This is a genomic window from Variovorax jilinensis, assembly GCF_030316885.1.
Lineage (GTDB): Bacteria > Pseudomonadota > Gammaproteobacteria > Burkholderiales > Burkholderiaceae_C > Variovorax > Variovorax jilinensis.
Genome location: NZ_JASZYQ010000001.1, coordinates 944,180 through 968,467, shown reverse-complemented (window position 1 = coordinate 968,467; position 24,288 = coordinate 944,180). Strand labels below are relative to the sequence as shown.

At 67.8% G+C, this 24,288-nt stretch carries 21 protein-coding genes and 3 tRNA genes; 11 read left to right on the top strand and 13 right to left on the bottom strand.

Annotated features, from left to right (window positions below):
• The first annotated feature begins 134 nt into the window (after nt 1-134).
• The 3 genes from QTH87_RS04685 to QTH87_RS04675 are packed head-to-tail and all read left to right on the top strand — an operon-like array spanning nt 135 to nt 5,294.
• Nucleotides 135-1,640 (top strand): coniferyl aldehyde dehydrogenase, encoded by a 1,506-nt coding sequence (locus tag QTH87_RS04685; RefSeq protein ID WP_286607289.1) that lies wholly within the window; start codon nt 135-137, stop codon nt 1,638-1,640.
• Complete coding sequence (locus QTH87_RS04680) at nt 1,637-3,250, top strand: GMC family oxidoreductase (protein ID WP_286607287.1); 1,614 nt, start codon at nt 1,637-1,639, stop codon at nt 3,248-3,250. The genes QTH87_RS04685 and QTH87_RS04680 overlap by 4 nt, the downstream gene beginning before the upstream one ends.
• A gap of 37 nt (nt 3,251-3,287) precedes the next feature.
• Complete coding sequence (locus QTH87_RS04675; RefSeq protein ID WP_286607285.1) at nt 3,288-5,294, top strand: alkyl/aryl-sulfatase; 2,007 nt, start codon at nt 3,288-3,290, stop codon at nt 5,292-5,294.
• Between the two features lie 50 nt (nt 5,295-5,344).
• On the opposite strand, the gene QTH87_RS04670 is transcribed toward QTH87_RS04675, so the two are convergent.
• Entirely contained in the window at nt 5,345-5,677 is a 333-nt protein-coding gene (locus QTH87_RS04670) for a hypothetical protein (RefSeq protein ID WP_286607283.1), read from the bottom strand.
• A gap of 537 nt (nt 5,678-6,214) precedes the next feature.
• Between QTH87_RS04670 and QTH87_RS04665 the strand changes: the two genes are divergently transcribed.
• Together QTH87_RS04665 and QTH87_RS04660 are read left to right on the top strand one after the other, a co-directional pair.
• On the top strand, nt 6,215-6,457 hold the full coding sequence (locus tag QTH87_RS04665; protein WP_286607281.1) for a hypothetical protein: 243 nt from the start codon (nt 6,215-6,217) through the stop codon (nt 6,455-6,457).
• Nucleotides 6,458-6,587: 130 nt separating this feature from the next.
• Nucleotides 6,588-6,785 (top strand): hypothetical protein, encoded by a 198-nt coding sequence (locus QTH87_RS04660; protein ID WP_286607280.1) that lies wholly within the window; start codon nt 6,588-6,590, stop codon nt 6,783-6,785.
• On the opposite strand, the gene QTH87_RS04655 is transcribed toward QTH87_RS04660, so the two are convergent.
• The 3 genes from QTH87_RS04655 to QTH87_RS04645 form a co-directional block, all read right to left on the bottom strand.
• Entirely contained in the window at nt 6,769-7,551 is a 783-nt protein-coding gene (locus QTH87_RS04655) for an AAA family ATPase (protein WP_286607279.1), read from the bottom strand. The two genes, QTH87_RS04660 and QTH87_RS04655, sit on opposite strands and share 17 nt — an antisense overlap.
• A 66-nt stretch (nt 7,552-7,617) precedes the next feature.
• The gene (locus tag QTH87_RS04650; RefSeq protein ID WP_286607277.1) at nt 7,618-10,854 is read right to left on the bottom strand and encodes an autotransporter family protein; all 3,237 of its coding nucleotides are present in this window, start codon (nt 10,852-10,854) and stop codon (nt 7,618-7,620) included.
• A 47-nt stretch (nt 10,855-10,901) separates the two neighbouring features.
• Nucleotides 10,902-12,473 carry an EAL domain-containing protein gene (locus tag QTH87_RS04645; protein ID WP_286607276.1) on the bottom strand — a complete coding sequence of 524 codons (1,572 nt, stop codon included), beginning with the start codon at nt 12,471-12,473 and terminating at the stop codon, nt 10,902-10,904.
• A 245-nt stretch (nt 12,474-12,718) separates the two neighbouring features.
• Between QTH87_RS04645 and QTH87_RS04640 the strand changes: the two genes are divergently transcribed.
• Complete coding sequence (locus tag QTH87_RS04640) at nt 12,719-13,798, top strand: flavodoxin family protein (protein ID WP_286607273.1); 1,080 nt, start codon at nt 12,719-12,721, stop codon at nt 13,796-13,798.
• Nucleotides 13,799-13,837: 39 nt separating this feature from the next.
• Complete coding sequence (locus tag QTH87_RS04635) at nt 13,838-14,071, top strand: hypothetical protein (RefSeq protein ID WP_286607272.1); 234 nt, start codon at nt 13,838-13,840, stop codon at nt 14,069-14,071.
• A gap of 95 nt (nt 14,072-14,166) precedes the next feature.
• On the opposite strand, the gene QTH87_RS04630 is transcribed toward QTH87_RS04635, so the two are convergent.
• The 9 genes from QTH87_RS04630 to folC all read right to left on the bottom strand — a co-directional run bounded on the left by QTH87_RS04630 (nt 14,167) and on the right by folC (nt 21,464).
• Nucleotides 14,167-14,243: transfer RNA gene (locus QTH87_RS04630), tRNA-Asp, on the bottom strand.
• Between the two features lie 70 nt (nt 14,244-14,313).
• Nucleotides 14,314-14,389: transfer RNA gene (locus tag QTH87_RS04625), tRNA-Glu, on the bottom strand.
• Between the two features lie 66 nt (nt 14,390-14,455).
• Nucleotides 14,456-14,531 (bottom strand) — tRNA-Ala (locus tag QTH87_RS04620).
• 33 nt (nt 14,532-14,564) lie between these two features.
• Nucleotides 14,565-15,959, bottom strand: a complete 1,395-nt coding sequence (gltX, locus tag QTH87_RS04615; protein WP_286607270.1) for a glutamate--tRNA ligase — start codon at nt 15,957-15,959, stop codon at nt 14,565-14,567.
• The gene (locus QTH87_RS04610; RefSeq protein ID WP_286607268.1) at nt 15,956-17,170 is read right to left on the bottom strand and encodes an O-succinylhomoserine sulfhydrylase; all 1,215 of its coding nucleotides are present in this window, start codon (nt 17,168-17,170) and stop codon (nt 15,956-15,958) included. Before QTH87_RS04610 ends, gltX begins: the two co-directional genes overlap by 4 nt.
• 4 nt (nt 17,171-17,174) lie before the next feature.
• A complete protein-coding gene (gene purF, locus QTH87_RS04605) occupies nt 17,175-18,677 on the bottom strand; it encodes an amidophosphoribosyltransferase (protein WP_286607267.1) in 1,503 nt (500 codons plus the stop codon).
• Between the two features lie 12 nt (nt 18,678-18,689).
• Nucleotides 18,690-19,175, bottom strand: coding sequence for a CvpA family protein (locus tag QTH87_RS04600; RefSeq protein ID WP_286607266.1), 486 nt, complete (start codon nt 19,173-19,175; stop codon nt 18,690-18,692).
• A gap of 13 nt (nt 19,176-19,188) precedes the next feature.
• Nucleotides 19,189-20,085 carry an SPOR domain-containing protein gene (locus QTH87_RS04595; protein WP_286607264.1) on the bottom strand — a complete coding sequence of 299 codons (897 nt, stop codon included), beginning with the start codon at nt 20,083-20,085 and terminating at the stop codon, nt 19,189-19,191.
• A gap of 71 nt (nt 20,086-20,156) precedes the next feature.
• Entirely contained in the window at nt 20,157-21,464 is a 1,308-nt protein-coding gene (gene folC / locus QTH87_RS04590) for a bifunctional tetrahydrofolate synthase/dihydrofolate synthase (protein ID WP_444812751.1), read from the bottom strand.
• Nucleotides 21,465-21,498: 34 nt separating this feature from the next.
• Between folC and QTH87_RS04585 the strand changes: the two genes are divergently transcribed.
• The 4 genes from QTH87_RS04585 to argG all read left to right on the top strand — a co-directional run bounded on the left by QTH87_RS04585 (nt 21,499) and on the right by argG (nt 24,286).
• Nucleotides 21,499-21,852 (top strand): ArsC family reductase, encoded by a 354-nt coding sequence (locus QTH87_RS04585; RefSeq protein WP_286607262.1) that lies wholly within the window; start codon nt 21,499-21,501, stop codon nt 21,850-21,852.
• 109 nt (nt 21,853-21,961) lie between these two features.
• Nucleotides 21,962-22,537: a hypothetical protein gene (locus QTH87_RS04580; protein ID WP_286607260.1), complete on the top strand. Its 576-nt coding sequence runs from the start codon at nt 21,962-21,964 to the stop codon at nt 22,535-22,537.
• Between the two features lie 73 nt (nt 22,538-22,610).
• Nucleotides 22,611-22,934, top strand: a complete 324-nt coding sequence (gene ppnP / locus QTH87_RS04575; RefSeq protein WP_286607257.1) for a pyrimidine/purine nucleoside phosphorylase — start codon at nt 22,611-22,613, stop codon at nt 22,932-22,934.
• A 14-nt stretch (nt 22,935-22,948) separates the two neighbouring features.
• A complete protein-coding gene (gene argG, locus QTH87_RS04570; protein WP_286607256.1) occupies nt 22,949-24,286 on the top strand; it encodes an argininosuccinate synthase in 1,338 nt (445 codons plus the stop codon).
• The last annotated feature ends 2 nt before the right edge of the window (nt 24,287-24,288 follow it).

The following is a 24,288-nucleotide window of genomic DNA, read 5'->3' as shown; positions in this document are numbered from 1 at the left end:
AAATCGGAAGGTTGGCAGATTTTCACCCTGAACTGTCGGAGTTGAACCTAGGCTTCACCCTTGCGAAGCCCTAAATTCGCAGGCACCGCGCATCGCTGCCCGCCACGGCCGGCGAGCGCATCCAGGAGACAGCGATGAACGACACCACCGACCTGCGGCACGCGGCCGCGGCCAGTGCCGCCAACGAGCGCGTGCAGCGCCTTTTCGCGGCGCAGCGCGCGGCCTTCGCGCTCGAGCCGGCCGCCCCTGCAGCGCTGCGTCGCGCCCGGCTCCGCAGCCTCAAGCAGCAGGTGCAGCGCTACCAGGACCTGCTGGCCGAGGCCATGAGCAGCGATTTCGGCTACCGCTCGCACGACGAGTCGAAGATGCTCGACCTGCTCGGCAGCATGCTCGACCTCAACCACACGATCTCGCACCTGAAGCGCTGGATGGCGCCGAGCCGGCGCTCGACCGAGCTGCTCTTCATCAGCAACAGCGTCGAGGTGCGCTACCAGCCCAAGGGCGTGGTCGGCGTGATCGTGCCGTGGAACTTCCCGATCTACCTCGCGCTGGGCCCGCTGATCGCAGCACTGGCCGCGGGCAACCGCGTGCTCGTCAAGATGCCCGAGACGACGCCGGCCACCAATGCGGTGCTGCGCCGCCTGCTGGCCGAGGTCTTCGCGGAGGACCTTGTGGCGGTGGTCGGCGAGGAACTGCAGGACCCGGGCGTCTTCACCGCCCTGCCCTTCGACCACATCGTCTTCACCGGCTCGCCGGCCGTGGGCCGGATCGTGATGCGCACCGCAGCCGAGAACCTCACGCCCGTGACGCTCGAGCTCGGCGGCAAGTCGCCGGCGATCGTGACGCGCAACTATCCGGTGGCCGACGCGGCCATGCGCATCACGCACGGCAAGTCGGCCAATGCGGGGCAGATCTGCGTGTCGCCCGACTACGCGCTGGTGCCGCGCGAGCGCACCGAGGAATTCATCGCCGGCGTGCGCAGCACCTACCGGCGCTTCTACGACGGCCGCACCGACGGCAATGCCGACTACACGGCGATCGTCAACCAGCGCCAGTTCGATCGCCTGCAGGCGCTGCTCGACGATGCGCGTGCCAAGGGCGCGACGGTCGAGGCCTGCGCACCGGTCGGCAGCGGCCGCCAGATGCCGCTGCACATCGTGACCGGCCTCCGGCCCGACATGCGCCTGCTCGGCGAGGAGCTGTTCGGCCCGATCCTGCCAGTGGTGCCCTACGACACCCTCGACGATGCGCTGGCCTTCGTCCACGCACGCCCGCGCCCGCTCGCGCTCTACTGCTTCAGCCACGACGGCGCCGAGCGCGACGATGTGCTGGCGCGCACCCACTCGGGCGGCGTCGCGGTCAACGACTGGGGCTGGCAGGTGGTGAACCACGACGCGCCCTTCGGCGGCATCGGCAATTCGGGCATGGGGACCTACCACGGCGAGGAAGGCTTCCGCGAGCTCTCCCATGCGCGCACCGTGTTCCAGCGCCAGCGCTTCTTTCCGATCGGCCTCTTCTACCCGCCGTACGGCAGCCGGCTGCAGAAATTCGCGCTGCGCTTCTTCCTCGGACGCCCGGACCCTTCGCTCGCCGCCAGGCCGGACCAGCAGGTGCCGGCCAGCCCGCCGAAGTCGCGATGAGCGCGCAGACGTTCGACTACGTCGTCGTCGGCGGCGGCTCGGCCGGCTGCGTGCTCGCCTCGCGTCTGAGCGAGGACCCGCGCGTCTCGGTCTGCCTGCTGGAGGCCGGCGGCAGCGACGCCAGCGTCTTCATCCAGGCGCCCGCGGGCGTGGCTGCGACGCTGCCCGGTCCGTTCAAGAACTGGGCCTTCAAGACCGTGCCGCAGAAGGGGCTCAACGGCCGCCGGGGCTACCAGCCGCGCGGGAAGGTGCTGGGCGGATCGAGCTCGACCAACGCCATGCTCTACGTTCGCGGTCACCGCAGCGACTACGACCACTGGGCCGCGCTCGGCAATCCGGGGTGGTCCTACGACGAGGTGCTGCCCTGTTTCAGGCGCGCAGAACACAACGAGACCCACGCCGAAGGCCTCTACCACGGCACGGGCGGGCCGCTCAACGTCGCCGAACTGCGCTGCCCGAGCCCGCTGAACCAGGCCTTCATCGCGGCAGCCGCGCTGCACGGCGTGCCGCCGGTGGCCGACTACAACGGGCCCGACCAGTTCGGCGCCTTCATGTACCAGGTGACGCAGAAGAACGGCGAGCGCTGCAGCGTCGCCAAGGGCTACCTCACGCCGCACCTGGCGCGCCCCAACCTGTGCGTGAAGACCGGCGCGCAGTCCTCTCGCGTGCTCTTCGAAGGCCGACGCGCCTGTGCTGTCGAATTCGTGCACGGGGGCCGGACACAGCAGGTGCGGGCGCAGCGCGAGGTGATCGTCTCCTCGGGCGCCTTCGGCTCGCCGCAGCTGCTGATGCTGTCGGGCATCGGCGACGGCCCGGCGCTGCAGGCGCTTGGCATCCCTGTGCTGCACCACCTGCCCGGAGTGGGCGAGAACCTGCACGATCACATCGACCACGTGCAGGGCTGGCGCGCGCGCAGCGATTCGCCGACCTTCGGCTTCTCGCTGCGCGGCGGCATGGCGATCACGAAGGCCATGGGCCAATGGCGGCGCGAGCGCACCGGACTCGTCACATCGAATTTCGCCGAGTCGGGCGCCTTCGTGCGCTCCGCGCCCGACGTCGAGGTGCCGGACCTGCAGATGGTGTTCGTGGTGGCGCTGGTCGACGATCACAACCGCAAGATGCACTGGGGCCACGGCTACTCGTGCCACATCGAGGTTCTGCGCCCGCACAGCCGCGGCAGCGTGCGCCTGGCCAGCCCCGATCCGCGCGCCGCACCGCTCATCGACCCCAACTTCCTGGCCGACGAGCGCGACCTCGCCCTGCTGGTGAAGGGGGTCCAGCTGCAGATGGACATGATGGCGAGCCCGCCCTTCGATCGCTGGCGCGGCAGCATGCTCTACCCGGTGGACCGCAACGACAGCGCCGCGATCGCGGAGGACATCCGCAACCGCGCCGACACCCAGTACCACCCCGTGGGCACCTGCAAGATGGGCCGCGACGACGATCCGATGGCGGTGGTCGATGCACGGCTGCGCGTGCACGGCATCGCCGGCCTGCGCGTGGTCGATGCCTCGATCATGCCGGTGCTGTGCGGCGGCAACACCAACGCACCGACCGTCATGATCGGCGAGAAGGCCGCGGACATGATCCGCGCCGACGCGCAGGCCTGACGCTTTCCAGATTCACGACAACGACAACGAGACCTCCATGAACACCCGCCCGCGCAGCCTCATTGCCTGCCTCGTCGCCGCCGCCTTCGCCAGCGGCTGCGCCACCTCGACCGCGCCCGGTGCCGACGCCACGCCGGCCGGCACGACCCAGGCCACGCCACCGAAACCCGCCACGGAAACCACCGTGCGCGCCAACCAGGCCGTGGGCCGCAGCCTCGCGCTCGACGATGCACGCGACTTCGCCGACGCCACGCGCGGCCTGATCGCCACCCTGCCCGACCCGCTGGTGAGGAGCGCGGACGGCAAGCTGGTGTGGGATGCCAACCGCTTCGACTTCGTGAAGGGTGATGCGCCCGCCACGGTCAATCCAAGCCTCTGGCGGCAGGAGAAGCTCAACAACGCGCGCGGCCTTTTCAAGGTGACCGACGGCATCTACCAGATCCGCGGCTACGACATCGCCAACATGACGCTGGTCGAAGGCAAGACCGGCTGGATCGTGATCGACACCCTGCTCACGGCCGAGATCTCGCGTGCCACGCTGGCCTTCGCACTCGACAAGCTCGGCAGCACGAAGCCGGTGGTGGCCGTGATCTACACCCACAGCCATGCCGACCACTATGGTGGCGTGCGCGGCGTGGTCGACGAGGCCGACGTGCGGGCCGGCAAGGTCCGGGTGATCGCGCCCGAAGGCTTCATGGACAGCGCCGTGGCCGAGAACGTGCTCGCGGGCAATGCGATGACGCGCCGGGCGGTCTACCAGTTCGGCGCCGGGCTCGACGCCAACGAGCGACAGGGCGTGGGCAGCGGACTCGGCAAGGCGCTGAGCAGCGGCACCGTGGGCCTGATCCCGCCGACCGACATCGTCTCCAAGTCCGGCCAGGAGATGACGGTCGATGGCGTGCGCATCGTGTTCCAGATGGCGCAGGGCTCGGAGGCGCCGTCCGAGATGATGTTCTATTTTCCAGGCCGCAAGGCGCTGTGCCTGTCGGAGGTGATGACCAAGCACATGCACAACGTCTACACCATCCGCGGCGCGAAGATGCGCGACGCGCTGGGCTGGAGCAAGTACGCCAACGAGGCACTCGACATGTTCCCCGAGGCCGAGGTCGCGTTCGCGAGCCACCACTGGCCGACCTGGGGCAGCGACAACATCCGCGCCTACATGGCCAGGCAGCGCGACACCTACCGCTTCATCCACGACCAGGCGATGAATCTCGCCAACAAGGGCCAGGTGATGGACGAGATCGGCGATGCCACCTTCTTCCCCAAGGGCCTCGCCGCCGATGCCGGCTCGCGCGGCTACTACGGCACGCTGAGCCACAACCTGCGTGCGGTCTACAACTTCTACCTCGGCTACTACGACGGCAACCCCGCGAGCCTGAACCGCCTGCCGCCGGCCGAGACCGCGAAGCGCTACGTCGCCGCGATGGGTGGCGAGGCCGCGGTGCTCGCCACTGCGCGCAAGGCCTTCGATGCCGGCGACTACCGCTGGGTAGCCGAATTGACGAACCACGTCGTGTTCGCCAACCCCGACAACGCGGCGGCACGTGCGCTGCAGGCCGACACGCTGGAGCAGCTCGGCTACCAAGCCGAGGCCGGCACCTGGCGCAATGCCTACCTGGTGGGTGCGCGCGAACTGCGCGACGGCGTGCTCAAGCCGCCGACATCGACGCAGGGTCCGGACGTGGTGCGCGGCATGAACCAGGAACTGCTGTTCGACTACATCGCACTGCGGCTCGATCACCAGAAGCTCGACGGCGTGAAGGCCGGCATCAGCATGGAGTTCACCGACCTCAAGGAGACCTGGGCGCTCGAGCTGTCGAACTCGGTGCTCAACAACACGAAGGGGCGCGTGCTGAAGAATCCCGACGTCAAGCTCACGCTCACGCGCCCGGTCTTCCTGTCGATGCTGCTGCAGGGCAGGAAGCTGCCCGAGCTGGTGCAGGCGGGCCAGGTGAAGGTCGAGGGCGATCCGCGCGTGCTGGCGGCCGTGTTCTCGAACGTGCAGACCTTCGATCCCTACTTCAACATCGTGACGCCCTAGCCTCGCTAGCCGAGGCGCGCCGCGCCGACGCGATGAATCGGGGTCGCTGCCTAGATGCGCATGAAGTCCGACAGGCGCTGGCCGACGGCGCTGGCGCGGCTGCGCGGCCGCGCTGCGGCGCGACGGTAGTCGGCCAGCGATTCGAGCGCCTGGGCGACCGTGTCGGCGCGGCCATCTTCCTCATCGGAACGGCTGCGCCAGTTCTTCGCCACCTCGCCGAGTTCCTCGACACTGAGCGGCTCGGGCGGATCGGTGAGCGCGCGCGCGACAGGCGCAGCGGCAGGCCTGGATGCCTGTGCGCCGGCCCTGGGCAGGCTGGATCGCAGCAGGGCCAGGATGGCCTTGGGGGTCCATTGCTTGGTGGAATCTCGGTTGGATCGCATGTAATCCATTATGACTATTAACACTTTTGGTTACAAGCAGTCCGGAAGGCGTAGCCCCAAAGCTTTCGAGGCTTTTTGCGCAGAATTCGCTGGGAAGGGGCCTTGGTGTTGCATCGAAGCAGTTCGGCCGGCTCGTTATGATTTTCTGTTATGATTCACGGTCCCCGAAATGCCCCAGGCCTCTTTCGGTGGTTGCCTGCGCAGGCAAGCCGCATCTCACGCCGGCGCGTCGAAGTCAGAACGACGAGAAAAACAAGAGCTGACTTCCGCAAGTGAACATTTGCCGTAACGTGGGCCGCGTGAGTGCCCACGACCAACATCCAGAGCCTCGGCCTGCTGCCGCAAGCTCCCCAGATAAAGCCCGCCCCGCGCGGGCTTTTTCATTGGTTGCCGCCGCCTGCTTCCGGCGCACAGTGCCGCTGCCGGCGGGGCTATCCCATCCTGCCTAGCACTTCTGTCGTCTTTGCAGGACGCGCCGGCTACATACACTGACCTTCGTAGCAAACTGAAACCTTTTGATTTACACGGAGGTGCCCCATGGAGCCGTTCACCGATGATGCCGCCCGCCTGCGGGCCGCCGCAACCCGCGCCGATGCCCTGGCCCGGCGTTCGCAGCGCGCAGCAAACGAAGCCTTCCACGTCTTCCTGCGCGACGACGGTGCCGCTTCGCCCGACCAGGCCGTCGACGAGGCCAAAGCAAGCGCCCGAGCCGCGCAGGAAGCATGGCGCAACTACGTGCACTACGTCGCCCTGCATGGCGGCCATCTGCATCGCTGCTGACTTGCGCAACGGCCGCTCCACCGGGAGCGGGCCCGACGCCAGGTTCGCGAGACCTGTGCGCAAACGCACATCGCCGCGCGGATCCTGCTGGCAAAGTTCGCCCCGTGCGAACACAACCCCAGGAGCTGCCATGGTGAAGAAGATCCAGCTCAACGACGAACAGTGGAAGACGCTTCAGTTCCTGCTCGAAGCGGCCTCCCGGCAGGCGGCTACCGCCGGCATCCAGGTGCCTGACCGCCTGTGGTCGAACGGCTTCGTGGCCATCGACCCCCACGGCAGCAAGCTGCTGACCCTGCAGGGGCGCGAAAGGCTCAGCCAGGGTCGCTGAGCGATCCGTCGCCGGGCTCGCGCTCGAGCAGCACCCGGAGCATGCGTTCGGGGCTGGCAAGGAAATCACGCGTCACCCTGAAATGCTGGGTCGCCTCGTATGCCACCTTCGACACGCCCTCGGCGCCGAATTGGTAGATGCAGGCGTCCGGATAGGCCATGAGGATCGGCGAATGCGTCGCGATGATGAATTGCGATCCGTCGCGCACCAGGTCGTGCATGCGCGACAGCACGGCCAGTTGCCTCTGCGGGGACAGCGCGGCCTCGGGCTCGTCGAGGATGTAGAGGCCCTGGCCGCCGAAGCGCTCGGTCAGGAGCGCCATGAAGGATTCGCCGTGCGACTGTTCATGCAATGACCGCCCGCCGTACGACTCGATCACCGGCGGCCCGAACGAAGGCGCGGCGTCGAGCTGCTCGATTTCCGTGGCCACGTTGAAGAAGCTCTCGGCGCGCAGGAAATAGCCATCGCGCGGCCGCCTGATCCCCTTGGAAAGGCGCAGGCAGGCATGCAGTTCGGAGTGCGAACGCCGGGTGCCGAAGTTGAAGTTGCGGCTGCCGCCCTCGGCGTTGAAGCCCAGCGACACGGCCATCGCCTCGAGCAGCGTCGACTTGCCCGATCCGTTCTCGCCGACGAAGAAGTTCACCCGCGGATGGAGCTCGAGCCGATCGAAGCCGCGCAGCGCGGGCAGGTTGAATGGATAGCGATCGAAGGACTCGACCCGATCACGCAACAGGGCCACGCGGCTGACAAAGGGTGCTGCATTCATTGGCGGTGATTCTGAGCGAGCCGGAGGGCACGGCACCCGCGGATGGAAACCGTCGGCCGGCGTGCGCTACCACGTGTACTTCGCGCCGAGGCGCAGCGTGGTGTTCCGGAAGTCCTGGCTGCCCCACTGGTAACCCAGATTGCCCCAGCCGGCCCAGCCCCGACTCAGGTCCGCATTGAGGCCCAGCTTGACCTCGTAGCGGTTCGACGGATACATGCCGCCGAGCACCACCTGGTTGAAGGTCGCTGCGTTGTCGAGCTTGTCGTGCCACCAGTTCAGGGTCAGGTACGGCTGAAGCTTGCGGCCGTCTTCGCGGACCCAGGTGCGCTGTGTGCGAACCCCGAGCCGAGAGATCCATCCGCTGCCTTCGCCTCCGCTGATGCGCGTGCCGTTGGGCTCGTCGATGTCGTCTTCGCTGTACCGGATGTACGCCAGTTGCGCCTGCGGTTCCACCACCCAGTCGGTGCTGCCGAGCTTCATCGCGTAGCCGACCTCGCCGGAAAGCGTGAGCGCCTTGGCGTGGTATTCCACTTCGGGCAGCGTGTCGCCACGCACCTTGTTGTCGAACCAGCCGTAGCTGCCCCATACGTCGGCATACCAGCCGAGCCGGTTCTCGTCGTTCTGGTACCAGGTGCCGTAGCCGCCGACACTCCAGCCTTCGGACTCGCCCTTGGCGCGCGCCCGGTTTCCGTCCGCGCTGGCGTCGCTGTTGGCCTTGCCGTAGCCGAGCATCAGGCCCAGATGCAGCCGGTCGGCGGGACCGGCTGCCTGGCCCTTCGCGAGCGACCATTGCGCGATGTCGCCGCCTCCCTGGATCAGCGTGCTGTCGGTATCGACGCCGAAGTTTCCGTCGCGACTGGTCGCCCTGCCATCCTTGCCCACCACGCGCACCCAGGCCGAGCGGCGCTTGTCGTCCGCGTTGTCGAAGGACTGGGTCTCCACCCACTGCGGCTCACCGAGCCGGTCGTGCAGGCTGTGCAGGAACATGCCGCTTGCCTGGCGCTGGTTGGACAGGTAGGCCCCGACCTCGGGCCGATACAGCGGACGCTTCGGACCTGGCGGCACCACGTCCGGGATCGGCGCGGGCGCGGGCGCGGGAGCGGGTGGCGGTGGCTCGGGTGCAGGCGGTCCGGGCGGCGGCGCGGGAGGGACCGGCGGCGGCGGGACCGGCGGAGGCGGCGGAACGGGCGGCTGCTCTGAGCGCAGGTACCAGCCCTGCGCGTTCGACGCGTCGACGCTGCCGCGGTACAGCAGGTACTCGTAGGGCCCACCCACCACGCGGCTCGCGAGCGTGAACGCGCCAGGCGCGGTCGTGCCGCCGTTCACCGTGTCGACCACCTGGATGCCGTTGGCCAGCGTCAGGGCACCGCTGCCGCCGGCATTGGTGATCCGCAGGCTGGTCAGCCCGGTGGCGCCGCCGCCGTCGAGCAGCAGCCGATCCGACGGTGAGCCGTCGCCACCCAGCCGCGTGTTGAGGCCGATGACGCCTGCGGCGCCCGCGTAGTTGACGACGGTCAGGGTCTTGAACGCGCCCGCCGCCGGTGCGGCGAAAAGGATCTGGCTGGCACTGTTGGTCAACGCGGTGACGTTGGAACTGGCCGTCATGTTCCACACCGTGCCGTTGGCAAGTGACACCGTCGATGTCGCGCCGGGCTCGGTCAGCGCAGCGCCGTTGAGCTGGGCGGCAGAGGCCGTGACGTTCACCGCGCTCACGGGCGCAGCCAGCGGCGCTGCAACCACACCCGGTGCAATGGTGACGCCGACACCCGACAGGCCTGCGCTCGACGTGCTGAACGTCGTGATTTCGTCCGGTGCGGCAAATCTGTCCGACGCCGCGGCGGTGCCACCCATCACGCGCAGCCAGTTGACGGCGCCGGTCACCTGGGTGCCGGAGATGCTGACATCGGCGGCCCCGCCATTCACGGCGATGGCGTCGGACTGCGCGCTGCGCACGGAGCCCCCGCTCAGCACGACGCGCGCGGTCTGTCCTGCGCCGCTGCTCAGGCCGAGGCCCGCGGCATCTGCGCCGTTCGCTTGCAACGCGGTGTTGGTCACGGTGAGCGTGCCGTCGGCCACCCGGCCGGCCATGGCGCCCTGGCCGTTCGTCGTCACCGTGGCGCCATCGACCGTGAGGCTCGCCAGCGGGCCACGTGCATAAAGGCCGTACGCGTTGTCGGCCTGCGTCTGGACGCTGCCCCCGGTGAAGCTGGCCTGCACGTTGTCGGTTGGGTTCACGGCCCATGCCGTCAGGCCGGGTGCCTGGGCTGCCAGAACGGCGACGTTGGTGGCATTGAGTCGCGCGCCCGCGCCATAGCTCAGCAGGCCGTAGCCGTTCGTGCCGACGACGTCGAAGCGCGAGTCGCGAATGCTGATCGTCGATCCGGCGTCTGCCCAGGCGCCGTAGGCGCCGCTGCCCGACACGTTCGCCACCAGGTTGGCGGCACTGACCGTCGAGGTGGTGCGCGCAATGATCGCGTGGGCGCTGCTGCCGGTGGTGTTGATGGTCGTGCCGTCGACGGTGAGGTCGGAGGCAAGCCCGAAGATGCCGTAGGCGATGTTGCCGGACGTGCGCAGCGAGCCGCCCGTCAGCTGCATGGTGCCGCGTACGCCGTCGAGCGAAGCGGCTATCGCGGCGTAGGCGCCGTAGTTGACTCCGCCGTAGCTGTACGAGCCCGCGCGCGTCTCGACGGCCACGCCATCCAGAGTGACCCGGCCGCCGAACGCATAGGCGGCGGCCGATCCGAGGCCCTCGGTCAGGATGCTCGCATTGGCCAGGGATATCTGGCTGTTGTGGCTGGCCACCGCACCGTAGGACCCGACCGGCAACCCGTTGACCAGGCCGTAGCTGCCGGTGGTACGCAGGGTCGCATTGCCCGCCGAACTCGCTGAGACGCCTCGATTCTGGGTCCAGAGTGCGGCCGCTGCACCGCCGGTGGTGAACAGAGAGGTCGCACCGTTCTGCATGTCGACGATGCCGCCCGTGGCGTAGATGGCAAATGCGTTGTAGGCCGTTGCATTGAGTGCGATCGCCCCCCGGGTCGGACTTGCAGGTTCGAGCTGCAGCCTGCCACCGGTCACGAGAGCCGCGCTGCCCGGCGTCTGCACTGTCGTTCCACCGACTACCGTGGTGATGCCGCTGCCGACGTTGATGGTGGCGGTGACGGAGCCCGGCCCCACCGTCTGGGCACTTGCATGCGCCATGAAGAAACACGGTGCCAGTCCGCCCGCAATGCCGGCAGCGTCCCGCCAGCGATTGCGTCCCACGGGGATCGTTCCGGCGGTTTCCGCATTGTCATTCTGCATGCTGTCTCCTCTTGTGTGGGCGAGCAGACGACATCCAGACGTCGCAGTCAAGTGTTTTGATGGTCTGCCGCAAGTCGCGCCGCCCACGCATCGACCGTCAACGGCTTGTCGAACAACCAGCCTTGGGCATAGGGGACGCCCCAGCTCAGCAGCGTCACGGCCTGCGCTTCGGTCTCGACGCCTTCGGCGATCACGGTCATGCGCAGCGTCGCGGCCATGTCGATGATGTGATTGACGACATGGCTGGTGGCCGCATTCTGGTCGATCGCATCGACGAAGGATTTGTCGATCTTCAGATAGTCGAACTTGAGGTTCGAAAGATAGGAGAGGCTCGAGTGCCCGGTACCGAAATCGTCGATCGCCACGCGTATTCCCATCGAATGCAGTTCGTCCAGGATGCCGCGCGCGGCATCGAGATTGAGCATGCCGCGCTCGGTCGCCTCGACCACGATACGGGATGATTCGACACCCACCGCCGCGAAGCGTGCACGCAGCATGGGGGCTGTCGACGCGGATTGCAGGTCGGCCGGAGACAGGTTGATGGCGACATGGCATTCGGGATGCGCGAGCAGCAACGCCGCAGTGTCGCGCGCGACGATCGACACCACCCGTTCCGTGATTCTTTCAATCAGGCCGCATTCCTCGGCCACCGGAATGAAGAGATCGGGGCGCACCAGATTGCCGTTCGCCTGCCGCCAGCGGATCAGTGCCTCGGCTCCGATGCAGCGCCGGGTCCGAAGGTCGATCGTAGGCTGGTAGAGCACGAAGAACTCGTTCCTCCTGAGTGCGCCGCGCAGCATCGCCGGCACCGAACCCCGATGGCGGCGAAGCCGATCGAGTGCCAGCACCAGCAGGATGCCTGCGCCGGCTCCGGCAGGTGCGAGCGTGCGTGAAAAATAGTGCGTAGCTGCGTCCAGGTAGCGCAGCGGAAGGGCGGCGAAGCCACCGAATTCATAGCGCGTCGAGCGCTGCACTGCGACCACGTTGCCATCGCCCCGGAACACAGCCTCGGGCCCGTTGCCCAATGCGCGGTTCCACTTCGAGTCGAAACGGCCCTGCTCCCAGATCGGATGGCCATCCTTGAGAGTGAACGTACCGAACGAAGCTGCGCGGTCGTCGGCAAAGATGTCGCTGGCCACGCTGTGTCGAACGAGCATGGCATAGCCATCCTTCACGGCAACCACGAAGGGCACGTTGGGTGCAATGGGCAGCAGCACGCGGCGCCGTATCGCGAGGCCGCTGTCCGACACGAGATCGGTCGGGCCGAGAAGATAGGGGGAGGCCTGCTCCCCGAACGACGAGCATTCGAGAAAATCGCCCGACACGCGGCCCATGGCATCGAAGTGGAGCGCACGCAAGGTGATCTCGCGCATTCGAGTGACATCGGCTTCGGAGCATCGATCGATGCCTGGATCCAGCTTCAGTTGGGCGATGCCGTGCTCGAACTGCTCCAGCGCCTGGTCCGAGCGGCGTACGACTTCTGCGGCCAGCGAGCGGGTCTCGGCCTCGAGTTCTTCGGCTGCGAGATGGCGTGCAATGAGGATCGCGCCGACGATCGGCAAGCCGAAGGCAAGGAGCGCGGCAAGAGCGCGTGTGAAGGTCGTCCGGAGTTGACTCATCGGGGATGCACTCCTCTGCGCGGCCGGGCGAACCGCCCGATCTGCGCAGATTGGAGCCGCAACTGACAGTGAGGTCAAACTGCGTGCGGCCCCGAGCAGCAGAAGTGCCGCGAGATCCGCCTGCCCGCGACAACGCTCCGCGTCGGCGTGGCTGTCGGACACTCGCCAACAACGTAGTTGCGCGCCTACCGAAACTCGGCCTTGGCGCCGCGTGCCGGTTTCGCAGCACAGAGCTACGTTGCGGCATGACACCGACGATCCGAAAAGGACAGGCGCCAGGCGAACTGGAGCGCGCCGAGTTCCACGAGCGCTTCATGCAGAACTATCAAGACCCGGCCTTCCAGGCCGAGGCCGAGTCGCTGCGCCGCATCGAAATCGTCGCCTGGGAGGCCTATCACGAGGGGCGCAAGGCGCCCGTGACGCGCAAGGCCGGTCCGGGCTATGCGGACCCCGACTACGACCTCTCCGTCGACTGGCTCGATGCAAAGGCGCGCATCGATGCGGCGCAGGCGGCATGGGGCCGTCCCGAGACGCGATCGCGCGTGTTGCTGGTCAACGGTTCACCGCGCAACGACGGCACATGCCCCGGCGAGATGTCGAAGTCATGGCGCTTGACGGAGCTCGCGCGTGAAGTGCTCGCAGCCGACGGCATCGAGGCCGACGTGCTCGACCTGAGCCTCGTCACCTCGGAATACGGCAAGCAGATCCACCCTTGCAAGAGCTGCGTGTCCACGGCCATGCCGCTGTGCCACTGGCCCTGCAGCTGCTACCCCAATCATTCGCTGCGCCAGACCGGCGACTGGATGAACGACATCTACGAGCGCTGGGTGGCGGCACACGGCGTGATCCTCATCACGCCCACGCACTGGTACCAGGCAACCAGCCCGCTCAAGCTCATGATCGACCGGCTCGTATGCGCCGATGGCGGCAACCCCGATCCCACGAGCACGCACGGCAAGAAGGCCGACGAGGCCAAGGCGCTCGAACTCGACGGCGACGGCTGGCATTTCCCGAAGCATCTGGACGGCCGCGTCTATGGCGTGCTCGTCCACGGCGACGTGGCCGGCATCGAAAGTCTGCGACGTAACCTGTGCGACTGGCTCGACTGGATGGGGCTTGTCGACGCTGGCGTGCAGGCGCGGCTCGACCGCTACATCGGCTACTACGAGCCCTACGCCACGAGCCACGATGCACTCGACAAGGATACGGACGTGCAGGAAGAGACACGCAACGTGGCGCGCGCCGTCGCCCGCGCCGTGGGCGAACTGCGCGCTGGCAGGCTCAGCATGCCCGACAGGTCCTTGAAGCGGCCCCGGCCCAAGTAGCCGTGCGCCAGCGCCCGGTAACGAAGAGAAAGCCGCTCGATGCTCGATCTTGTGCAATGGCCCGCCTTCGCCGCGTCCGTCGCCGCCGCCTGGCTGGTGGCATCCAATTCGCAAAGCCGGCGCAATGCGGGCTTCTGGATCTTTCTCGGCAGCAACGTGCTCTGGATCGTCTGGGGCGTTCACAGTGCAGCGTGGGCGCTCATCGCGCTGCAGATATGCCTTGCAGCGCTGAACATCCGGGGATTGTTCAAGACCGAGGAGCGCGGCCACTGATGGGGGCGCTGGAGAAGCCGGTACAGGATGACTTGCGAGAGCGCCCCAGAAAGAGAAAAACCCTTGCAAGTCGTTGACTCGCAAGGGTTTCGATCTGGCGGAGTGGACGGGACTCGAACCCGCGACCCCCGGCGTGACAGGCCGGTATTCTAACCAACTGAACTACCACTCCTGGTAGACAACGTTCGCTCCTTGCGGAGCCGAGTGCTGCGACTCGTGCCGGCTTCATCTTGCGATGAAACTGGCGACCCTACGGGGATTCGAACCCCGGTAGCCACCGTGAAAGGGTGGTGTCCTAGGCCTCTAGACGATAGGGTCAAAACCTTAGGAACCGCGCTGCGATCAGCGCTTGTTTCTTCTTCAAACTCTTCTCGACACCATTGTTGGTGGAGGTAAGCGGGATCGAACCGCTGACCTCTTGCATGCCATGCAAGCGCTCTCCCAGCTGAGCTATACCCCCCTGGGTGTCGAGCCTCAAATTATAGCCTGAAAATCAGGCCTCTTTCAATCTCTTCAAAACAGTTTCGCGAGAAAAAAGCGCGAGCACCGAATCGAGGGATGGCGTCTGCGGCGTGCCCATCACGAGCACCCGCACCGGCATGGCCAGTACCGGCATCTTGAGACCTTGCGCGACCAGCACTTCCTTGATGGCCGTTGCGATCGCTGCCTTGTCCCAGGCGACGGTCGATAGTTTATCCGCAAGCGCAGCGACCGCCGGGCGCACCGCATCGGTCAGGTGCTGCGCGCGATCGGCATCGCTCGCCTTCACGTCGGCGTAGAAGGCCGCGGCCCATCCGGCCAGCGCGGCCGTGGTGTCGCAGCGGTCCTTGAAAAGGCCGCAGATGGCCGGCAGGCGATCGTCCGCCACGATGCCGTGGGCCTTGTGCAGCTGCGCGGCCACCAGCGGCGCCAGGGCATCGTCGGCCATCGCCTTCAGGTGCTGCGCGTTGACCCAGCGCAGCTTGGTCTCGTCGAACTGCGCGGCGCTGCGGCCCAGGTGGTCGAGGTTGAACCACTCGACGAACTGCGCGCGCGAGAAGATCTCGTCGTCGCCGTGGCTCCAGCCCAGGCGCGCGAGGTAGTTGACCATCGCCTCGGGCAGGAAGCCTTCGTCGCGAAACTGCGTCACGGGCTTGGCGCCGTTGCGCTTGCTCATCTTCTCGCCCTGCTCGTTGAGCACGGTGGGCAGGTGCGCGTACACCGGCGGTTCCTTGCCGAGCGCACGGAAGATGTTGATCTGCCGCGGCGTGTTGTTGACGTGGTCGTCACCGCGGATCACGTGCGTGATCGCCATGTCGATGTCGTCGACCACGACGCAGAAGTTGTAGGTGGGCGTGCCGTCGGGCCGCGCGATCACGAGATCGTCGAGCTCGTCGTTGCCGATCTCGATGCGGCCCTTGACCTTGTCGTCCCAGGCGACCACACCGCCCTGCGGATTGCGAAAGCGCAGCACCGGCTGCACGCGCTCGGGCACCGGCGGCAGCGTCTTGCCGGGCTCGGGACGCCAGGTGCCGTCGTAGCGCGGCTTCTCCTTGGCGGCCATCTGCTTCTCGCGCAGCGCGTCGAGCTCGGCCATGCTCATGTAGCAGGGGTAGACCTGGTCCGCCGCCTGCAGTTCGGCCAGCACCGCCTTGTAGCGGTCCATGCGCTGCATCTGATAGAACGGCCCCTCGTCGTGGTCGAGACCGAGCCAGGCCATGCCCTCGAGGATCACGTCGACCGCGGCCTGCGTCGAGCGCTCGACGTCGGTGTCCTCGATGCGCAGGATGAAGTCGCCCCCCGTGGAGCGCGCGAAGGCCCATGGATAGAGGGCCGAACGGATGTTGCCGAGGTGGATGAAGCCGGTCGGTGACGGCGCGAAACGGGTACGGGTCTTCAGGGTGGTCATGCGAGCGTGCCGAGCCCGCGCAGCAGGTCGGCCTTGATGTCGTCGATATGGTCGAGGCCCACCGCGACGCGGATCAGGCCCTGGCCGATGCCGGCCGCCTGGCGCTGCGCTTCGGTCAGGCGCCCGTGCGAGGTGGTGGCCGGATGGGTGATGGTGGTCTTGGTGTCGCCGAGGTTGGCCGTGATGCTCAGCACGCGCGTGCTGTCGATCACGTGGAAGGCGTTCGCGCGCGATGCCTCGGGGCCGTCGCCCTCGACGTCGAAGGACACGACCGCGCCGCCGAGGCCCGACTGCTGCCGCATCGCGAGCGCATGCTGCGGATGCGAGGCCAGGCCCGGGTAGTAGACACGCGCCACACCGGGCTGGGTCTCGAGCCACTGCGCGAGCGCCAGCGCGCCGGCGCAATGCGCCTGCATGCGGATGCCCAGCGTCTCGAGGCCCTTGAGCACCACCCAGGCGTTGAACGGCGACAGCGCCATGCCCGCGGTGCGCACCACGGGGCCGAAGACCTCGTTGACCAGCTTGGCCGAGCCGCAGATCGCGCCGGCCAGCACGCGCCCCTGCCCTTCGAGGTACTTGGTGCCCGAATGGATGATCAGGTCGGCGCCGAGCTCGACCGGCCGCTGCAGTGCCGGCGAGCAGAAGCAGTTGTCGACCGCCAGCAGCGCGCCCGCGCCGTGCGCCAGATCGGCCAGCGCGCGGATGTCGCAGACATCGGTCAGCGGATTGGTCGGCGTCTCGGCGAACAGCAGCTTCGTGCTCGGGCGGACCGCGGCCTGCCATTCGGCGACGTCGGTCTGCGAGACGAAGGTGGTCTCGACGCCGAACTTGGCGAACTCGCGCCCGATCAGGTTGAGCGTGGAGCCGAACACCGAACGCGAGCACACGACATGGTCGCCCGCGCGCAGCAGCCCCATGCACATCATGAGGATCGCGCCCATGCCGCTCGAGGCGCCGATGGCCGCCTCGGTGCCCTCGAGCGCGGCCAGCCGCTGCTCGAAGCTCGCGACCGTCGGGTTCGAGGTGCGCGTGTAGGTGAAGCCTTCCTCGGTGCCTGCGAAGCGGCGCGCCGAAGTCTCGGCATCGGGCTGCACGAAGCTGCTCGTGAGGAACAGCGCCTCGGAGTTCTCGCCGTACTGGCTGCGCTCGAGCGCGGTGCGCACCGCGAGCGTGTCACGGTGCAGGCCGGCGGGCAGGGATCGGTCGGTCACGCGCTCACTCCGCCAGGTTGGGCAGCGCGAGACGCGAGGAATCTTCCTCGTTCTCCTCGACGCGCGGACGCGAGCCGTTCATGCGCAAGATGGCCTCGGTGTCGATGTCGCCCGTCACGTAGACGCCATCGAAGCAGGATGCATCGAAACCGTCGATCTTCGGATTGAGCGAGCCGATGGCGCGCTTCATCGCATCGACATCCTGGTAGATCAGCGCGTCGCAGCCGATCAGTTCGCGGATCTCGTCGACCGTGCGGTCGTGCGCCACCAGCTCGTCCTTGGTCGGCATGTCGATGCCGTAGACGTTGGGATAGCGCACCGGCGGCGCGGCGCTCGCGAGGTAGACCTTGCGCGCACCGGCGTCGCGCGCCATCTGCACGATCTCGCGGCTGGTGGTGCCGCGGACGATGGAGTCGTCGACCAGCAGCACGTTGCGGCCCTTGAACTCGCTCGCGATCACGTTGAGCTTCTGGCGCACAGACTTCTTGCGAACGCCCTGCCCCGGCATGATGAAGGTGCGGCCGACGTAGCGGTTCTTCACGAAGCCTTCGCGGTACGGAATGCCCAGCAGGTGCGCGAGCTGCGTGGCGCTCGGCCGGCTCGATTCGGGGATCGGGATGATGACGTCGATGTCCTTGGGCGGCACGGTCGAGACCACGCGCTTGGCCAGCGTCTCGCCGAGGTTCAGCCGCGCCTGGTAGACCGAGATGCCGTCGAGCACCGAGTCGGGACGCGCGAGGTACACGAACTCGAAGATGCAGGGGTGGAGCGACGGCGCGTCGGCGCACTGCTCGGCATGGACCTGGCCCGCGAGGTCGATGAAGACCGCCTCGCCGGGCGCGATGTTGCGTTCGAACACGTGGCCCGAACCTTCGAGCGCCACCGACTCGCTGGCCACCATCACGGTGCCGTCGGCGCCGCGGCCCATGGCCAGCGGGCGGATGCCGTAGGGATCGCGGAAGGCCAGCAGGCCGTGGCCGGCAATCAGCGCCACCACCGCGTACGAGCCGCGCAGGCGCCGCTGCATGCTGCGCACCGCTTCGAACACGGTGGCCGAATTGAGCATGCCGCCGCGCGTGGCGCGATCGAGCTCGTGCGCGAGCACGTTCAGCAGCACCTCGGAGTCGCTCTCGGTGTTGGTGTGGCGATGGTCGGTGGAGAACAGCTCGGCGCGCAGCGCGTGCGCGTTGGTCAGGTTGCCGTTGTGCACCAGCACGATGCCGAAGGGCGCGTTGACGTAGAAGGGCTGGGCCTCTTCCTCGCTGTAGGCGTTGCCCGCGGTCGGGTAGCGCACCTGCCCGAGGCCGACATTGCCCGGCAGGCCGCGCATGTTGCGGGTGCGAAAGACGTCGCGCACCATGCCCTTGGCCTTGTGCATGAAGAACTTGCGCTCGAGCAGCGTGACGATGCCCGCCGCATCCTGGCCGCGATGCTGCAGCAGCAGCAATGCGTCGTAGAGCAGTTGATTGACGGGGGCGTTGCTGACGACGCCGACGATTCCACACATGAAGAGATCCTCTCAGGGCAGGTAGCTTGCCAACTTATCAGGCAGCGCGGGTTTCAGGCCCTGCAATGCCGCATCGAGAACAACGGCGCTGCGCGAATCGTGCCACCAGGCACTGTCGCTCAACGCCAGCAAATGAACAACCACCGCGACCGCCAGCAGCGCCACCGCGCCGCGCGCCACGCCGAACACGCCGCCGAGGATCCGGTCCACCGGCCGCAGGCCGATCGCCGCGATCAGCTTGCGCGTCAGCGCCGCCATCAGGCCGACCCCGAACGCCACGGCCACGAACACGAGCACGAAGCCCGCCGCGTAGCGCCAGCTTCCGGCCGGATCGCCGAGCGGCAGCCAGCGGCCGACGTCTTCGGCGAGCCACTGCGCCGCCACGAAAGCCAGCACCCAGCCGGCCAGCGAGATCACTTCGAACACCAGCCCGCGCACCAGGCCCAGCAGCATCGACACCAGCAGCAGCGCGACGGCGATCCAGTCGAGCGTGGCCACGTCGGCTGCGAGCCTACAAGCTGAGGACGGCAGCCGGCAAAGACAAGCCCTTGACCTTGCCCGCCGCCTTGTCGGCCTCGGCACGCGAGGCGAAGGGGCCGACCCGCACGCGTGTGCGTTCGCCGTCAGCCGTCTTGGCTACGCTCGTGTAGGTCTTCAGGCCCGACTTCTCGAGCTTCTGGCGCACCTCGCGCGCCTTGTCGGCATCGGCGAAGGCACCGACCTGGACCACGAAACGGCCGTTCTCGTCGGACGGCTTGGCGGTCGGCGCGGTGGCTGCCGCGGCGGTGGCTGCCGCGGCGGCCGCGACCGGGGCGGACTTGCCTTCCAGCAGGGCGCGTGCCCGCGCGGCGTCGTCGAGCGGCGCCGGCTTCGGCGCGGCGGGCTTGGCTTCGGGCTTCGGCTCGGGCTTGGCTTCGGCCTTGATCTCGGCCTTGCGGGGTTCGGGCTTGGGGGCCGCCTTGGTCTCGGGGGCCGGTTCGGAGCGGGTTGCGGTCGCCGTTTCGCTGGCGGCCAGCTTGCCGGCCGGAATCTCCGAGCCGTCGGCGGATTCGGTGATCATCCCGGCGCTGCCCGAATGGGCAGGGGCCGGCGCGGGCGCCGGCGTGGCAGCGGGCGGCGCTGCGGCCTTGTCATTGGCGGCCACGGGCGGCGTCGGCAGTACCAGCGGCTTGGCCTTGTTGCGATCGGGAATCTCGATCGGGATGTCGACCGAGATCGGTCGCGGCTGGGTGTCGAACAGAAGCGGAAACCCGACCACGCCGATCAGCACCAGCACGGCCGCGCCGAGCAGCCGGTGGCGGGCCCGGCGGCGCAGCGCCTCGATGCTTTCCGCCGGTGGCGCAGTGGCCGCGGCGCTGCGGCCTTCGTTGCCCTGAGGACCGCGGTTGCGGAACTTGAAGAACGCCATGAATTTCGTTGTCCTGGAGGGTGCAGCGTGCGGTTGAAACGGAAAGGAAGGCGCCGTGAATCAGGCGGTTTTCAGGGGCCCGGAGACAGGTGCCTGGCTCCCAGACGGGGTGTTCCGTGCTCGAGCACACCACCCACGGTGAAGAACGATCCGAAGACCACGATTCTATCAGTGGGGTCCGCGCGATCGATGGCCGCCTGCAGCGCCTCCATGGGCCCGCCGTGCACGCTCGCGGCGACGTCCTTGCGCCGATTCTGAGCCTGCCAGCGAACGATCAGGTCGTCGGCCTTTGCCGCCCTCGCGACCGGCAGATCGGTGAAATACCAGCGGTCGATCATCGGCCCGATGCGCGCGAACATCGGCGCCAGGTCCTTGTCCGCCATCACGCCGAACACCGCATGGGTGGTGGGATAGAAGCCCATGGCGTCGAGGTTCTCGGCCAGCGCCGCGACCGCGTGCGGGTTGTGCGCCACGTCGAGCACGAGCGTCGGCTCGCCGGGCACGATCTGGAAGCGCCCCGGCAGCTCGACCATCGCGAGGCCGGTGCGCACCGCCTGGGCCGTGACCGGCAGCTTCTGGCGCAGCGCCTCGAGCGCCGCCAGCACCCCGGCCGCGTTCACCAGCTGGTTGGCGCCGCGCAGCGCCGGATAGGCCAGCCCGCTGTAGCGCCGGCCGCGGCCGCTCCAGCCCCATTGCTGCTGGTCGCCCATCACGTTGAAGTCGCGCCCGACGCGCCAGAGGTCGGCGCCGATCGCCTCTGCATGGTCGATCACGCTCTGCGGCGGCACCGGATCGCTGACGATCACGGGCTTGCCGGCGCGCATCACGCCAGCCTTCTCGAAGCCGATGCTTTCGCGGTCGGGCCCGAGGAACTCCATGTGGTCGAGGTCGATGCTCGTGATGACCGCACAGTCGGCATCGACGATGTTGACGGCGTCGAGCCGGCCGCCCAGGCCGACCTCGAGGATCGCGACGTCGGGCCTGGCGGCCGCGCTGCACAGCAGGATGGCGAGCGTGGTGAATTCGAAGTAGGTCAGCGCGACGTCGCCGCGGCCCTGCTCCACCTGCTCGAAGAAGGGGGCCAGCCGGTCGCCGGCCACGGCCTCGCCTGCGAGGCGCAGCCGCTCCTCGAAACGCACGAGATGCGGCGAGGTGAAGACCGCGGTCCGGTAGCCCGCATGGCCCAGGATCGACTCGAGCATGGCGCAGGTCGAGCCCTTGCCGTTGGTGCCGGCCACCGTGATGACCGGGCAGTCGAAGGCCAGGCCCAGGCGCTGCGCCACCGCGCGGATGCGATCGAGGCCCAGCTCGATGTTCTTGGGATGCAGGTGCTCGGCGTGCGCCAGCCAGTCGTCTAGGGTTTTCATGGAGGCCGGAATTGTCGCCGACCGGCCGCGCGGGCATCATCGGCGCATGACGACGACCCTCTACGGCATTCCGAACTGCGACACGGTGAAGCGCGCCCGCACCTGGCTCGACGCGCACGGCGTGGCCTACACCTTCCACGATTTCAAGAAGGCCGGCGTGCCCGAGGCCGAGCTCGACCGCTGGCTGCAGGCGCCGGGCTGGGAGGCTCTGGTCAACCGGCGCGGCACGACCTGGCGCCGGCTCGACGACGCCACGCGGGCGTCGGTGGTCGATGCCGCCTCGGCCCGCGCGGTGCTGCTCGAGAACCCCAGCCTGATCAAGCGGCCGGTGGTCAACTGGGGCGCAGCCCGGGACGTTACGACCGGATTCGACGCCGATGCGTGGAAAAATCACGTCTGAGACCGGCAAGGCGGCTTCTACCTGCAATTTGCCGGAACCCCCAGGGGCCGAATTCATCCAACCGCGTTGCGAGGGGCGGTTCCGCCCCGGGAAATCCAGGAGAAAAGACATGACCCGAACGAGCATCCGCACCCTTTCCGCCCTGTCGCTGCTGACTGCACTGGCCGCCTTCGGCACGGCGGCCCAAGCCGAGCAGGTGCAGGCCCGCGTGATCACGAGTTCGCCCGTGACCAACTCGAACGGCAACATCCGCTACAACGTCGTCTACGAATACGCCGGCCGCCAGTACAACACCACGGTCGCGAACCCGCCGGGCGCCAGCATCTGGGTCGATTCCACGGCCTACGGGCTCGCCACTCCGTCGCCGGTGGCGCCCCAGCCGCAGATCGCCACGGCACCGGTCGATGCTCCGCAGCAGATGCAGCAGATGCAGCCGATGCCGCAGCAGTCCTGGCAGAACGTGGTGCCCGAGCCGGGCGTGGTGGTCTCGGGCGGCGGCGCCCCGGTCTACGCCCAGCCGGCGCAGGTCTACACGCCGCCACCCGCGGTCTATGCGCCGGCGCCGGTCTACGTGCAGCCGGCCCCGGTCTACTACAGCGCCCCGGCCTACTACCCGCAGCCGGCCTACGCCTTCCCGCCGATCGGCATCTCGCTGGGCTTCGGCTACTCGCGCGGCTGGCGCTGAAACGCCCGTCCGGGCGGGGAAGCGGGTCGGCAAGCCTAAAATCACGGGCTTTGCACCGCGCCAGCTTCCTACCATGAGCACTACCGAATCCCTCCCCAACGCCACGGTCTCGGCCAAGGCCAACGTCTACTTCGACGGCAAGTGCGTGAGCCACAACCTCACGCTGGCCGACGGCAGCAAGAAATCGGTGGGCGTGATCCTGCCCTCGACCCTGACCTTCAACACGGGCGCGCCCGAGATCATGGAGGGCGTGGGCGGCAGCTGCGAATACCTGCTCGCGGGCAGCACCGAATGGCAGTCCTCGGGCGCGGGCCAGAAGTTCAGCATCCCCGGCAACGCGAGCTTCCAGATCCGCGTGAGCGGCGAACCCTACAGCTACATCTGCCACTTCGGCTGAACCGGATTCCGAGCATGTCCACGATTCTCCAGAGCGTTCCCGCCGGCCAGAAGGTCGGTATCGCCTTCTCGGGCGGCCTCGACACCAGTGCCGCGCTGCACTGGATGCGCAACAAGGGCGCCGTGCCCTACGCCTACACCGCCAACCTCGGCCAGCCCGACGAACCCGACTACGAAGAGATCCCGCGCAAGGCGATGCTCTACGGCGCCGAACTGGCGCGGCTGATCGACTGCCGCACGCAGCTCGCCGCCGAAGGGCTCGCCGCCCTGCAGGCCGGCGCCTTCCACGTCACGACCGCGGGCCTGACCTACTTCAACACGACGCCGCTGGGCCGCGCCGTGACCGGCACCATGCTGGTGTCGGCGATGAAGGAAGACGACGTCCACATCTGGGGCGACGGCAGCACCTTCAAGGGCAACGACATCGAGCGCTTCTATCGCTACGGCCTGCTCACCAACCCGGCGCTCAAGATCTACAAGCCCTGGCTCGACCAGACCTTCATCGACGAGCTCGGCGGCCGCAAGGAGATGTCGGAGTTCATGCAGAAGGCCGGCTTCGCCTACAAGATGTCGAGCGAGAAGGCCTATTCGACCGACTCCAACATGCTCGGCGCCACGCACGAGGCCAAGGACCTCGAGTTCCTGAACAGCGGCATGAAGATCGTGCAGCCGATCATGGGCGTCGCCTTCTGGAAGGACGAGGTCGAGGTCAAGCGCGAAGAGGTCACGGTGCGCTTCGAGGAAGGCCGCCCGGTGGCGATCAACGGCGTCGAATACCCGAACCTTGTCGAGCTGATCCTCGAAGCCAACAAGGTCGGCGGCCGCCACGGCCTGGGCATGAGCGACCAGATCGAGAACCGCATCATCGAAGCCAAGAGCCGCGGCATCTACGAGGCGCCCGGCCTCGCGCTGCTGTTCATCGCCTACGAACGGCTCGTGACCGGCATCCACAACGAGGACACGATCGAGCAGTACCGCGACCACGGACGCCGCCTGGGCCGCCTGCTCTATCAGGGCCGCTGGTTCGACCCGCAGGCGATCATGCTGCGCGAGACCGCACAGCGCTGGGTGGCGCGTGCGGTCACCGGCGAGGTCACGATCGAATTGCGCCGCGGCAACGACTACTCGATCCTGAATACCGAGAGCCCCAACCTCACCTACGCACCCGAGCGCCTGTCGATGGAAAAGGTCGAGGACGCGCCCTTCAGTCCGCTCGACCGCATCGGCCAGCTGACGATGCGCAACCTCGACATCGTCGACACGCGCGCCAAGCTCGGCATCTACACGCAGGCCGGCCTGCTGTCGACGACGCAAGGGGCTTCGCTGCCCCGGCTCAAGAACGACGAAAAGTAGGC